11 protein-coding genes are annotated in these 12,962 nt (G+C 63.6%); 9 read left to right on the top strand and 2 right to left on the bottom strand.

The window, feature by feature from the left end; all coding sequences use genetic code 11:
* Nucleotides 1-12 precede the first annotated feature (12 nt).
* Nucleotides 13-1,164, top strand: coding sequence for an efflux RND transporter periplasmic adaptor subunit (locus NKJ04_RS06920; RefSeq protein ID WP_352550921.1), 1,152 nt, complete (start codon nt 13-15; stop codon nt 1,162-1,164).
* Nucleotides 1,165-1,186: 22 nt separating this feature from the next.
* Here the strand turns inward: NKJ04_RS06920 and NKJ04_RS06915 are convergent, their stop codons facing one another.
* Nucleotides 1,187-2,119 carry a LysR substrate-binding domain-containing protein gene (locus tag NKJ04_RS06915; protein ID WP_352674073.1) on the bottom strand — a complete coding sequence of 311 codons (933 nt, stop codon included), beginning with the start codon at nt 2,117-2,119 and terminating at the stop codon, nt 1,187-1,189.
* 102 nt (nt 2,120-2,221) lie between these two features.
* On the opposite strand from NKJ04_RS06915, the gene NKJ04_RS06910 reads away from it, so the two are divergent.
* The 8 genes from NKJ04_RS06910 to NKJ04_RS06875 all read left to right on the top strand — a co-directional run bounded on the left by NKJ04_RS06910 (nt 2,222) and on the right by NKJ04_RS06875 (nt 11,974).
* On the top strand, nt 2,222-3,010 hold the full coding sequence (locus NKJ04_RS06910) for a HalD/BesD family halogenase (RefSeq protein WP_023808712.1): 789 nt from the start codon (nt 2,222-2,224) through the stop codon (nt 3,008-3,010).
* 106 nt (nt 3,011-3,116) lie between these two features.
* Entirely contained in the window at nt 3,117-3,809 is a 693-nt protein-coding gene (locus NKJ04_RS06905; protein ID WP_023808713.1) for a GntR family transcriptional regulator, read from the top strand.
* 35 nt (nt 3,810-3,844) lie between these two features.
* Nucleotides 3,845-4,951: a mandelate racemase/muconate lactonizing enzyme family protein gene (locus NKJ04_RS06900; RefSeq protein WP_352674070.1), complete on the top strand. Its 1,107-nt coding sequence runs from the start codon at nt 3,845-3,847 to the stop codon at nt 4,949-4,951.
* A gap of 1 nt (nt 4,952) precedes the next feature.
* Complete coding sequence (locus tag NKJ04_RS06895; RefSeq protein ID WP_352609388.1) at nt 4,953-6,137, top strand: mandelate racemase/muconate lactonizing enzyme family protein; 1,185 nt, start codon at nt 4,953-4,955, stop codon at nt 6,135-6,137.
* A 237-nt stretch (nt 6,138-6,374) separates the two neighbouring features.
* Nucleotides 6,375-8,039 (top strand): ABC transporter substrate-binding protein, encoded by a 1,665-nt coding sequence (locus NKJ04_RS06890; RefSeq protein WP_352674068.1) that lies wholly within the window; start codon nt 6,375-6,377, stop codon nt 8,037-8,039.
* 71 nt (nt 8,040-8,110) lie between these two features.
* Nucleotides 8,111-9,064 (top strand): ABC transporter permease, encoded by a 954-nt coding sequence (locus NKJ04_RS06885; RefSeq protein WP_352440115.1) that lies wholly within the window; start codon nt 8,111-8,113, stop codon nt 9,062-9,064.
* Nucleotides 9,061-9,939 (top strand): ABC transporter permease, encoded by an 879-nt coding sequence (locus tag NKJ04_RS06880; protein WP_352674066.1) that lies wholly within the window; start codon nt 9,061-9,063, stop codon nt 9,937-9,939. The genes NKJ04_RS06885 and NKJ04_RS06880 overlap by 4 nt, the downstream gene beginning before the upstream one ends.
* Nucleotides 9,932-11,974: a dipeptide ABC transporter ATP-binding protein gene (locus NKJ04_RS06875; protein WP_352674064.1), complete on the top strand. Its 2,043-nt coding sequence runs from the start codon at nt 9,932-9,934 to the stop codon at nt 11,972-11,974. Before NKJ04_RS06880 ends, NKJ04_RS06875 begins: the two co-directional genes overlap by 8 nt.
* Nucleotides 11,975-12,000: 26 nt before the next feature.
* Here NKJ04_RS06875 and NKJ04_RS06870 read toward each other — a convergent pair whose 3' ends face one another.
* Nucleotides 12,001-12,903, bottom strand: coding sequence for a LysR family transcriptional regulator (locus NKJ04_RS06870; RefSeq protein WP_352674062.1), 903 nt, complete (start codon nt 12,901-12,903; stop codon nt 12,001-12,003).
* Nucleotides 12,904-12,962: the final 59 nt, after the last annotated feature.

The following is a 12,962-nucleotide window of genomic DNA, read 5'->3' as shown; positions in this document are numbered from 1 at the left end:
TGGAGACTGATCATGCGTAAATGGAAAATCGCGTTGGGAACGGCTGTCGCGCTGGGAGCGATCTCGGTGGCCAGCGTCCATCTGCTCGACATGGGCAACCTCAGCCTCAATGCCGGCACGGCCGCGGCGACGCCTGCTCCGGCGGCATTCGTCATGCCTGTGCCGGTGGTCAGTGTCGTCAAGAAGACGATCCCGATCTACCTGGACTATGCCGCGCGGACGGAACCGATCCGCAGCATCACCTTGCAGGCCAGGATTCCGGGCTATCTGCAGGAGCAGACCGCAGCCGACGGCGTCGACGTCCGGCAAGGCGACCTTCTCTACAAGATCTCGCCTGACGACTTCCAGGCGGCTCTCGACCAGGCCAAGGCGCAAGTGCAGCGCGACACGGCGACGCTCGACTATGCCCGGTCCAATCTCGGTCGCGGCACCGAGCTCGCCAAGAGCGGCTACCTCGCCAAGGACGGGTTCGACCAGCGCACCAGCACCTTGCGCGAAGCGCAGGCGTCGCTGGCTGTCAACCAGGCGGCGGTCCGCACGGCAGAGCTCAATCTGGGCTATGCCGAAATCCGCGCGCCGTTTGGCGGGCGCCTGGGCCGCAACCAGGCCTCGGTCGGAACGCTGGTCAGCGTTGCCGGTACCGTGCTCAACACGCTGGTGCAGCTCGACCCGATCTACGTCACCTTCAACCCGAGCGAGACGGATCTGGCCGAGATCGAGCAAGCCCGTGCCAACGGCCCGATCGAAGTGGAGGTCCTGCTCCCCGGCCAGACCGAGGCCAGCCAAAAGGGTGAGCTTACCTTCATCGACAATTCGATCGACCGCTCGACCGGCACCATCACCGCGCGCGCGACGATCGGCAATGGCAAGTTCACGCTGCTGCCGGGCCAATATGTTCGTGTCCGGCTGCATGTGAGAGAGCAGGCCGACGCGCTGATGGTGCCGCAGACGGCGCTGGGCTCGAGCCAGCTCGGCAAATATCTCTATGTCGTCGGCAAGGGCAACACCGTCGACCAGCGGCTGGTTTCGCTAGGACCGACGAGCGGCGATCAGGTCGCCATCCTCAGCGGCGTCGCCGAGGGCGACCAGGTGATCACGGGCAATCTGCAGAAGATCGGACCCGGAGCGCCTGTATCGCCGATACCGGAAAAGCCGGCCACCTGAACACCCCCGTCAGGACCCGGCTTCAGCGCGGCCCCCCCACCTTCCCCCAGGGGGGGGGCGCCGCTCGACTGAGCAGTTCCACCAGACCGGCAACATCGGCGCGGTCGGCCTTGGCCGGCGGCATAAACGCACAGTAGGGATGCCCGAGGCGCACCGAGACGGAGGAGAGCGCAATCAGCCGACCGGCCTCCAGATCGGCGCGCGCCATGACCCGCTGGCCAAGGGCGATGCCCAGACCCAGTCTTGCCGAGGCGATCGCCAGGCTGGACAGGCCGACGCGCCGCCCGTGCGACGGGTCGGGCGAGCGACTGCCGCCGGATGCCGCGAACCAGTCCGCCCAGGTCGGGTGCGAGGCATAGTTCGGCCCCCAACTGGTGTGGATGAACTGGCTCTCGTGCAAATCCGCCAGACTGGGATCGCCATTGCCGTGCCGGTGCCAGAATTCCGGTGCACAGACCGGCAGGACATCGTCATGGACGAGACGAACAAGTTTCAGCCCGGGATAGTGATAGTCGCCATAGCTGATGCGCAGATCGATGTTCTGGCGCATCAGGTCGACCGGATCGTCCTCGACCCGAACGTCGATCGCCATCTGCGGAAAGGCATCGAGAAGTACCGCCAGCCTCGGCGCCAGCCACAGTTCGGCCAACGAGAATGGCACACTGACGACCAGACGCGTCCGCACCCCGCCCTCCAGCATGCGCTGGCCTATGGTGGCGATGTCTCCCAAAGCTTTCGCTGTCTGCGGATAGATGGCGTGGCCGGCGTCGGTGAGCGCGATGCGATTGCCGCTACGCACAAACAGCTGCTTGCCGAACCAGCTCTCGAGGTTGCGGATCTGCTGGCTGACCGCCGCCGACGATACGCCGAGTTCAGAGGCGGCCAAAGTGAAGCTGCCGGCACGCGCCGCAACCTCGAAAGCCTTGATCGCATTCAGCGGCGGCAACCGTTCCACATCGAGTCCGTAAGTTTTTCTTGGCCAATCCTAACTATTTTCGACGTTGAGAGAAAGATTTTTTTGCCATCTCATAAGCTCACAACCTTCGGAGCCATGACGATGAAAGACATCCTCGATCTCAACCGCTATCCGCTCGACCGCGAAGGCAGCGCCGAATGGCAGCGCCTTGTCGAACAATCCGTCGCCGCGCTCGAAGCCGACGGCATGTTCAATCTGGAAGGGTTTTTGCGCCCCGGCGTGGCGGAACAAGCCGTGCGCGAAATCCAACCGGTGATGGCCGCGCGCTCGCATGCGCACAAGCGCATGCACAACATCTACTTCAAGCCTGACATTCCCGAGCTTGCACCCGACCATCCGGCGCTGCGCAAGGTGGAGACCATCAGTCACACCGTCTGTGCCGACCAGATTCCTGGCAGTGTCGTGCTCGCCATCTACGAATACGAACCGCTACTGCGCTTCCTGGCAGCGACGATGGGCAAGCCCAGATTGCATGTCATGCAGGATCCCCTGGCCCGTACCAACGTCATGGCCTATCGCGCCGGCGAGGCTTTGAACTGGCATTTCGATCGTTCCGAATTCACGACGACGCTGCTGTTGCAGGCAGCGGAGCGTGGCGGCGACCTCGAATACCGCACCGATCTGAGGTCGGACGACAATCCCAACTATGACGGCGTCGCAAGGCTGCTGGAAGGGCGCGACCCCGATTCCAAGATCCTGTGCATGAAACCGGGCACACTCAATGTCTTCCGCGGCAAGAACACCGCGCATCGCGTCACCACCGTCGAAGGCGAGCGAGAGCGCATGATCGCGGTGTTTTCCTACTATGAGAAGCCCGGCGTGATGTTTAGCGCCGAGGAGCGCGTCGGCTTCTACGGCCGCGCCGCCTGAGACCGAAGAGGCAATATGCCAGCGGCCCCAAGAATCCGAAGATGACCTCTTGTTAGATTGTCGACAATCTGCTTGTCTTGCTTTCGATTTCCCTGGGAGCGGCCGAATGGCGAAAGCGGATTTCAGTCCGATTGCGGACACGACGCGACGCGCCGAGATCGTCGCGCTGTTGCGGCGCGCGATCCTGACCGGGCAGCTCGCACCCGGCCAGAAGCTCAACGAGCTGCGGATTTCCGAACAAATGCGGGTCAGCCGCGCGCCGTTGCGCGAGGCAATGCGCGAGCTGGTGCAGGAAGGCATCCTGACCAGCATTCCCTATGCCGGCACCTTTGTCATCGAGGTCACAGCCAAGGACATCGACGATGCCTATTCGTTCAACAAGGTGATGGACGAGCTGGCCATCGAGCGGGCGTGGCCGCTGCGCGACCAGCGCTTCTTCGACGAGCTCGACCGGCGCCACGAAGCCGTGAAGCAGGCGACCCGTGCGTTGGACACGACACGCCAAATCGAAACCGCGCTGCAACTGCATGGCCTGATCTACGAATGGGCCGACAATTCGGTGCTGCTGGAAACCTGGCAACGGCTGACCAGCAGGCTGCAGATGTATTTTGCGCTCCACCAACATGCCCGCAATGAGCCGGTTCCGGCCGAAGACGTTCACGAAACCTATGTGCGGTTGCTGAAGGGCAAGGACATGCGTGCCGCCCAGCGCCATGCCAGGGAGCACATCGATCTCGATTTCGAGGAGTTGCTTGCCTACGCGCGCGGCCTCGAACAACGCCCGTCGAGGGGCGCCTGACCCGTTCCCAACATCACAGACAGCGGACAAGACACGTGCAGATCGAAACCATCAAGGCCTACCATGTCGTGCAGCCCTTCGTGGACGGGCCATACCGCATGTCGAAGGGGCGCGAGGCCAACGCTTTCGACGCGGTGATCGTGTCGATCACCTCCGACAGCGGCCTTACCGGCTGGGGCGAGATGGCGCCGCTCGGCAATTTCTATTCGGCAGCCTTCCCGGCCGGCACCCGCGCCGGCGTGCCCGAAATCGCGCCGCACCTTATCGGCCACGATCCACGCGGGCTGGCAAGCATCGGGCGGCTGATGGATACGGTGTTCAAGGGCCATTCCTACATCAAGTCGGCGCTCGACATGGCCTGCTGGGATCTGGCGGCACGAGCCGCCGACGTGCCGCTGGTAACGCTGCTGGGCGGCAAGGAGAGCGAGACGGCCGAACTCTACAAGGTCGTCACGCACGGCAGCGTCGACGCCATGGCCGCGCTGGCCAAGCGCATCGTCAAGGATGGTTTCCACCGGCTGCAGGTCAAGGTCGGCGGCAATGTCCATGACGACATCGAACGCGTCGCCGCGGTCGCCGCCTCGGTGCCGAAAGGCACGGTCATCTTCTGCGATGCCAACGCCGGCTGGACCCCCTACCGGGCGCGCCAGTTTGCCGACGCGACGCGCAGCATCGACTACACGTTCGAGCAGCCCTGTACGACGATCGACGAGAACATGTCGGTTCGCCGCATGCTCGACAAGCCAATGGTGCTCGACGAATCCGTCACCTCGCTCGAGGAGATGCTGGAAATCCATCGTCGGGGCGCGGCCGACGGGCTAACGCTGAAGATCTCGCGGCTGGGCGGCGTGACCAAGACCCGTCAGATCCGCGATGTTGCCGTCGATTTGGGCTTCATGATCACGGTCGAGGACACTGGTGGCGCCGAGATCGACACCGCTGCGATGGCACACCTGTCGCTGTCGACGCCCGAGGAGCGCCGGCTGCATGCGATCGCCTTCCATGAGTGGGTGACGGTGCGCACGGCGTCGAACATGCCGCCGGTCACCGGCAGCCGCATGGGCATTCCGGACGGGCCGGGCCTTGGCATCGATGTCGTTCCCGATCTGCTCGGTGCACCTTTCTTCGAAGTCGGCCGCTGAGATGAAAATCCGAAGCATCAAAGCCACGCCGATTAATCTGCGCCTCGAGGCGCCCTACGCCTGGGTGTTCGGCGAGCTCGACGGATTTTCGCCGACCATCGTCGAAGTCGAGACGGAGGATGGCCTGATCGGCCTTGGCGAGGCGCCGACGCCAGCGGCGGCGGCGATCATCAACGATGTCCTGGCGCCACGGCTGGTCGGGTGCGATGCCTTCGACATCGCCGGCGCCGAGCATGTCTGCCTGCCCTTCTGGACCGGCGTGCAGTCGATCAATGACCGCACCCGCATCATGGCTTTCGGCGCCATCGAGATGGCGTTGTGGGACCTGCGCGGCAAGGCGTGGAACCAACCGCTCTATCAGTTGCTTGGCGGCGCCGTGCGCAAGGACATCCCGTTCACCGACTATTTTTCGCTGCGCGGTGATGGACCAAAGGTGAAGGGCGAGACGACGCCGGAAGAAGTCGCCGATTATTGCGTCGAATTGCACGAGACGCACGGAACGACCTTCTTCGAAGGCAAGTTCTCGACCGATGATCCGAAAGTCTCGCTCAGGATGGTCGAGCTGATCCGCAAGAAACTCGGCGACGATGCGATGATCCGTATCGATTCCAACCAGGCCTATTCGCTCAGCACCGCGCGGCGGCTGGCGCGGCCGCTGGAAGACCTCGGCGTGCGCAACTGGGAGGACCCGGTGGCAACCATCGAGGAGATGCGCGAATTGCGGCGCCATTGCTCGATCCCGTTCTCGACCCACAACATCGACATTGCGCGCGCCGTGGAAACCAAGGTTCCGGACGCGTTCGTCGGCAACCCGACGACGCATGGCGGCATAGGCCGGCTGCTGCGCTTCGTGGGCGCCTGCGAGCACGCCGGCATCGATTTCTGGTGCTACAGCGGCGACAGCGGTATCGGCAGTGCCGCCTATCTGCACCTGTGCGCGGCACTCGGCTGGATCAGGGAGCCGAACCAGTCGCTGTTTCGCATGCTGCCCATGGATGTCACCGAGGAAGGGCCGTTTTCGCCGAAGAACAATTTCGTGCGCGTTCCGGAAGGTCCCGGTCTCGGCGTCACCTTGTCGCGCGAAAACCTCGCTGCCTGTCACAGAGACTTTACCGAGAAAGGACCGTGCAACAAGTATCATGACCCGGCAAAGCCCGGAACCTATCGCCGTTTGCCGCTGAACTAGATGACGGCAAGACCGACGGCCAGGCACGAGAAGCCAACCACCGCGACTTCGGCCGGGAAGGTTGGACAAAGACGATGGAAGCAGTGCAGCCAGCAATCCGGCGCGTCCGTGCCACGACTAGATACCGGGCAAAACCGCATGCTAAGATTCCGATCGACAGGCCTCTCTGGCGATCCGAAATGGAGCAATCCACGAAATTTCGTCAACCATAAGAAATAGGGGAAAGGGTAAAAACCCATGAGCAAGAACTACACCATTCTCGACCTGATCCGGCGCAATCGCACGCCGCTTGAAAATCACCTGATCGACGGCCTTGTCGACGGTCGTGTCAGCCGCCGCGACTTCGTCCGTCACGGCAGCCTGCTCGGCCTGTCGCTGCCGCTGCTGGGCCGTATCGGCATGGCAGCCGGCCTCAGCGGCATGCCGTCGCTGGCGCGCGCCCCAGGCGCGCCCGGCGCCACCATCCGCGTCGCCAGCAGCGTGCCGGCAGCGACAATCGACCCGGTCACCATCGCCGACGCAGGCGGCCTGCTGGTCATGCAGCAGGTTGCCGAGTTCCTGTGCGTCGACGGCCCCGACCTCGTTCTGCAGCCGGCGCTTGCCGAAAGCTGGAAGCCGAACGACAACGGTACCGTGTGGACCTTCAAGCTGCGCAAGGGCGTAAAATTCCACAGCGGCGGCGAGATGAAAGCCGACGATGTCGTGGCCAGCATCGACCGCCTTGCCGATCCGGCCAATTCGTCCAATGCGCTGTCGGTGTTCACCGGCATCCTGCAGAAGGGCGCCTCGAAGAAGGTCGACGACTACACGGTGGAATTCCACCTCGATGCGCCGAACGGCAACTTCCCCTACATGCTGTCGTCCGACAACTATAACGCCGTCATCATCCCGGCGAGCTACAAGGGCGACTACGAGAAGAGCTTCGACGGCACCGGGCCGTTCAGAATAGAGAAATACACGGCAAAGGTCGGCGCCTCCTTCGTCCGCAACGAGGACTATTGGGGTCCGAAGGCACTGCCGGAACGCACCGAGTTCACCTTCTTCACCGACATGCAGCCGCAGATCCTGGCGCTGCAGGGCGGCCAGGTCGACATCATCAACCAGATGCCGGTGCTGGCCGGCGTCGCTTTGCTCAACGATCCGAACGTCGACATCATCAGTCTGAAGTCGTCGGCCCATCAGCAACTGCACATGCGCTGCGACGAGGGCCCGTTGAAGGATGCGCGCGTGCGCCGTGCCATTGCGCTCTGCCTCGATCGCGACAAGCTGGCCGCCGGCCTCATGAAGGGACGCTCCGCTCTGGGCAATGACAGCCCATTCGCCGCCGTCTATCCTTCGACCGATACGAGCGTGCCGCAACGCAAGCAGGATATCGCCCAGGCCAAGCAGCTCATGGAAGCAGCCGGCTTTGGCCAGGGCTTCAAGATAACCCTGACCACCGAACGCTACCTAGAAATCCCTGAATACGCCCAGCTCATCCAGAACTGGGTCAAGGAGATCGGTGTTCAACTCGACCTCAATATCCTCGACCAGAGCGGCTATTACGGAGACGCGGTGTTCGGCAAGTCGAACTGGCTGGATTCGGTGATGGGCATCACCGACTATGGTCACCGCGGCGTGCCGAATGTCTATCTCGCGGCACCGCTGAAGAGTGAAGGCACCTGGAACGCGGCACACTTCAAGAACAAGGACTATGATGCGCTGGCGACCAGCTACATCGCGGCCCTCGATCTCGAGGCGCAGAAGGCCGACGCCGGCAAGATCCAGAAGCTGCTGCTCGAGGAAACGCCTGTCATCTTCGGCTATTTCTACGACTATCTGACGGCGACGGCGAAGGGCGTGGCCGGCGTACAGCCGACCGCCATGTCGCAGCTGTTCCTCGATAAGGCATCGAAGGCCTGAGCGGAAAGGAAAAGCCAATCCTCTAACAGCCAGCTCCCGCATGGGGGCTGGCTCCACAAGGAGTCCTAGCCATTCTCTCCTTCCTTGTCCGGCGTGTCTCGCTGTCGCTCGTCACGCTGTTCCTGCTCAGCATCATGGTGTTCCTGGGCGGCCAGGTGCTGCCCGGCAATGTCGGGCGCGCAATATTGGGTCCGTTCGCAGACCAGCGCGCGGTCGACACGCTCAATCACACGCTCGGTGTCGATCGTCCGCTGCTGGCGCAGTATTGGAGCTGGATCTCCAATTTCGTCCAGGGCGACATGGGCACGTCCTACATCTTCCGCTCGCCGGTCGCGCCTTTCGTCATCGATGCGCTCGGCAATTCGATGAAGCTGGCGGCGGTCGCCTTCGTTCTGGTGGTGCCGATCGGCATTCTCGGCGGCGTCATTGCAGCGCTCAACCTCAACCGGCCGCTCGATCGCATCATCAGCCTTGGCGGCCTGTCGGTGACGGTGCTGCCGGAATTCGTCACCGGCATCATCCTGATCCTGATCTTCGGCGTGTGGCTGCGCTGGCTGCCGATCTCGGCCGCATGGCCGCGCGATGCTGGCTTCTTCACGCAGCTCTATTACCTGATCCTGCCCTCGCTGCCGCTGTTCCTGGTGCTGTTCGGCTACATCGCCCGCATGGCACGCTCCGGCATGATCGAGGCGCTCGATTCCGACTACACGCGAACGGCCGTGCTGAAGGGCCTGCCCTGGCGCACGGTGATCTGGCGGCATGTGCTGCGCAACGCGCTGCTGCCGACCATCACCGTCATCGCGACGCAGACCGGCTACCTCATCGGCGGCCTTGTCGTCATCGAAACGCTGTTTCGCTATCAGGGAATCGGGTCGCTGATCTTCACCGCCGCGCGCGGCAAGGATTTCCCGATGCTGGAGTCGGGCATCCTCACCATCGGCATTGTCTATGCCGTGGCCACCCTTGTCGCCGACTTCCTCTATTCCGTGCTCAATCCGCGTATCCGTCTGGGGTCAGATCAATGAGCGCCGTCCAAACCAGCTCTCCGACACCAGACGACACGCGCCGGCGCGGCCCGCTGGCGGAGGTCTTTTTCTCGCTGTTGCGCTCCCGAACATTCCTTGTTGGTTTCGCCATCGTGCTGTTCTGGGTTGCCTGTGCGCTGTTCGGCGAGCATTTCGCACCTTATGATCCACTTGCGGACGACATCATCAACGCGCTGGCGCCGCCCTCTTCCGAACACTGGTTCGGCACCGACCAGATCGGCCGCGACGTCTTCTCGCGCGTCATCGTCGGTTCGCGCGACATCCTGACCGTCGCACCGCTGGCAACCTTGCTGGCGACAGTGGCCGGCACGGCGCTCGGCCTCCTTACCGGCTATTTTCGCGGTCTCGTCGACGATGTCGTCAGCCGCATCCTGGAAGCCTTCATGGCGATCCCGGTGGTCATCGTCGCGCTGCTGGCCATCGTTGCGCTCGGCACCTCGAAGACGACCGTCATCGTCGTCATCGGCCTGAGCTTCGCGCCGATCATCGCGCGCACCGTGCGCTCGGCGGTGCTGGCCGAGCGCGAGCTCGACTATGTCGCCGCCGCACAGCTTCGGCATGAAGGTGCACTGCATACGATGTTCGTCGAGATCCTGCCCAACGTCATCCCGCCGATCCTGGTCGAAACCACCGTGCGGCTCGGCTATGCCATTTTCGCCGTCGCCACGCTCTCCTTCATGGGCTTTGGCATCCAGCCGCCTTCGCCCGACTGGGGGCTGTCGATCTCCAACAATTACGGCATGATCGGCGGCGGCTTCTGGTGGACGGTGCTGTTCGATGCGCTCGCCATCGCTTCGCTGGTGATCGGCGTCAATCTGGCGTCCGACGGCGTTCACGGAGCGCTCAATGACTAACTCCGCCAAGGCCGAAAACGCACTCGAACTCACCGATCTTTCGGTTGCCTACCGCGTCGCCGGCTGCAATCGCGCCGTGCTGCGCAACCTCAGCCTCAGCATCGGCCAGGGCGAAGCCTACGGTCTGGTCGGCGAATCCGGCTGCGGCAAATCCACCGTGGCGCTCACCGTCGTTCGCTACCTACCGAGAAACGGCTCGATCACCGGCGGCGCCATCTCCCTCGATGGCCAGAATGTGATGAAGCTGGACGCCGAGGCGCTCAGGCGGGCGCGCGCGGAAAGCGTCTCCATGGTCTATCAGGACCCGGGCAAGGCGCTGAATCCGTCGATCCGCGTCGGCCGTCAGCTGACCGAGATTTTTGAACTCGGCGGCATTTCGGGACAAGCGGCCACCGACCGGGCGATTGCGATGCTGAACCGCGTGCGCATCTCCGACCCCGTCAGCGTCATGCAGCGCTACCCGCACCAGCTTTCCGGCGGCATGCAGCAACGCGTGGCGATTGCCATGGCGCTGGCCAACGATCCGTCGATGCTGATCCTCGACGAGCCGACCACCGGCCTCGATGCGACGGTGGAGGCCGAAGTGCTCGACCTGATCGCACAGCTCAGGCAGGAACTGTCGGCCTCTATCCTGTTCATCAGCCACAACCTCGCGGTCGTTTCCAACATGTGCGACCGGGTTGGCGTGCTCTATGCCGGCATGCTGGTCGAGGAAGGGCCGACGGAGGTCGTGTTCAACGATCCGCGCCATCCCTACACGGTGGCGCTGCTGCGCTGCCTGCCGCGCGGTGGCCAGCGCAAGGATCAGGGCCGCCTCGACACCATTCCGGGGTTTCTGCCCGGCATCGGGGCCGACATCAAGGGCTGCGCCTTCGCCGACCGCTGCGCGCTCGCCGACGACCGTTGCCGCACCGAATTGCCGCAGCTCTATGATCTGAGTGACGAACGCGGGAGGCGCTTGTCACGCTGCCACTATCACGACAAGGCGCAAGCGTTGCCGCGTGCGACACCGAGCGATGTGGCGCCGGCGCCAAAGGTGGCAGCAGCACCGGTGCTGCGCGTCGCCGGGCTGAACAAGACCTATGCCAGCCACGGCCATGCACTGCGCGCCGTCAAGGACGTCTCGCTTGATCTCAGACCCGGCGAGACGCTCGGGCTGGTCGGCGAGTCCGGCAGCGGCAAGACGACCTTTGCCAGGCTGCTGCTCGGCCTGGTGCCGCCAGACGCAGGCGGCACCATCGAGCTTGAGGGCAAGGCCCTGGCGCCCAGGCTGGAGAACCGCAGCGACGACCAGATCAAGGCGATGCAGATCGTCTTCCAGAATCCGGATTCGGCGCTCAATCGTTCGCATTCGATCCGCCACCTGATCGGCCGCGCGCTGAAGCGGCTGGCGGGTTTGAGCGGCAAGGCACTAGAGGTCCGCCTCAACGACCTCGTCCGCTCGGTGCGGCTCACCGACCGGCATCTTGCCGTCAAGCCGCGCCAGCTCTCCGGCGGCCTGAAGCAGCGCGTTGCCATCGCGCGCGCCTTCGCTGGCGATCCGCGCATCGTCGTCTGCGACGAGCCGACCTCGGCGCTCGACGTGTCGGTACAGGCAGCGATCCTCAATCTGCTCGCCGACCTGCAATCCAAGGAAGACGTCAGCTACATCTTCATCTCGCACGACCTTGCCGTGGTGCGTTACCTCTCCGACAAGATCGCCGTACTTTATCTCGGCCGCATCATGGAACTAGGACCGTCGGAAGACGTCTTTTCCGGCCCGCATCATCCCTATACCGAAGCGCTGCTGTCGGCCGTGCCCAAACTCGACCAGACCGAGACGGCGCGTATTCGTCTCGATGGCGAAATCCCCAGCGCCACCAACCCGCCGTCGGGCTGCGTGTTCCACACGCGTTGCCCGCGCAAGATCGGCCCGATCTGCGAACAGCAGGAGCCGCCACTCAGCGAAGCCCAGCCCGGCCATTCGATCCGCTGCCACATTCCTTACGCCGAACTGGCTAGGCTGCAGAGGGCGGTCGCAACCGAGCCGGCATAGCGCTGTCGCTCGCGTGGCTTGGCCGGTCAGATCTGCCCGGCCATGCCGAGGGAACGGTCACCTTCCGAAAAGCCCTGAACTTCAGCCCAGTCCCTGGCCAGCGTGCGCAGCCCGGTGAGCGCGACATCCAGGACATCCGAAGACACGGGATTCGAGGGATAGGCGAGGTAGATTGGCCGCTGGAATACCGGTGTGTTGTCGATGCGCCGCATCTCACCGCGCTCGATATGGCCGCTGACGGCGCTGAGCGGCAGATAGGCGGCGGCTTGCTGCGACAGGACATGCTGGAGGCCGATGAAGACCAGCCCGGCCGATATGGCCGGCTTGACCATGCCGGCAAAGGCGCGGTCGTGCTCGATGCGGAATTCCAGTCCCCAGTCCATCAGGATATAGTTTTCGGTCCATGGCTTGGTCTGTGCGGCGTGCTGGACGAGCACGACCTGATCGACGGCCAGCGTCTCGTAGACAATGCCGGGATGCGGTCGCGGAAGATAGAGGATGCAGATGTCGAGCAGGCCTTCCGCCAGCTGGTCGATCGCCGAGTCCGGAAAGCTGCCCTCCAGCCGCAGCGCCACGTTCGGCCGCCTAGTGCGCATCCACTCGACCCATGGCGAGGTGATGCGGTCCCACAGATAGGCCGGCGCGGTCAGCCGCAGCAAGGTTTCGTAGCCATCGGGAACGGCGATATCCTGCCGTGATTGCTCCCAGGTGCGGGTGATGGACGATGCGTGCGGCAGGAATTGCCGGCCGGCCGGCGTCAGCGTGACGCCATCGCGGTCGCGCACGAACAGCCGGCGTCCCAACTGATCCTCCAGTCCCCTGATCCGCGCACTGACCGTGGACTGGGCGAGGTTGAGCCGGCTGGCCGCGACGGTAAAGCTGCCATGGGTGGCGACTTCGAGAAAGCTGCGCAGATTCTCAGTGTCCATACCCACCTCTTGCATCGAAAATTTCGATGACCCCTATCAAAAAATATCGCTTTCCGGCG

It is taken from the genome of Mesorhizobium sp. M0618, from assembly GCF_040320765.1.
GTDB lineage: Bacteria > Pseudomonadota > Alphaproteobacteria > Rhizobiales > Rhizobiaceae > Mesorhizobium.
The sequence above is the reverse complement of the archived record's forward strand: the minus strand, read 5'-3'. Positions and strand labels throughout refer to the sequence as shown.

What these genes read in the sequence shown, in the direction of transcription:
- NKJ04_RS06870 (WP_352674062.1), bottom strand. Translation starts at nt 12,903, where the DNA reads ATGGACACTGAGAATCTGCGCAGCTTTCTCGAAGTCGCCACCCATGGC.
- NKJ04_RS06875 (WP_352674064.1), top strand. Translation starts at nt 9,932, where the DNA reads ATGACTAACTCCGCCAAGGCCGAAAACGCACTCGAACTCACCGATCTT.
- NKJ04_RS06920 (WP_352550921.1), top strand. Translation starts at nt 13, where the DNA reads ATGCGTAAATGGAAAATCGCGTTGGGAACGGCTGTCGCGCTGGGAGCG.
- NKJ04_RS06905 (WP_023808713.1), top strand. Translation starts at nt 3,117, where the DNA reads ATGGCGAAAGCGGATTTCAGTCCGATTGCGGACACGACGCGACGCGCC.
- NKJ04_RS06890 (WP_352674068.1), top strand. Translation starts at nt 6,375, where the DNA reads ATGAGCAAGAACTACACCATTCTCGACCTGATCCGGCGCAATCGCACG.
- NKJ04_RS06910 (WP_023808712.1), top strand. Translation starts at nt 2,222, where the DNA reads ATGAAAGACATCCTCGATCTCAACCGCTATCCGCTCGACCGCGAAGGC.
- NKJ04_RS06880 (WP_352674066.1), top strand. Translation starts at nt 9,061, where the DNA reads ATGAGCGCCGTCCAAACCAGCTCTCCGACACCAGACGACACGCGCCGG.
- NKJ04_RS06895 (WP_352609388.1), top strand. Translation starts at nt 4,953, where the DNA reads ATGAAAATCCGAAGCATCAAAGCCACGCCGATTAATCTGCGCCTCGAG.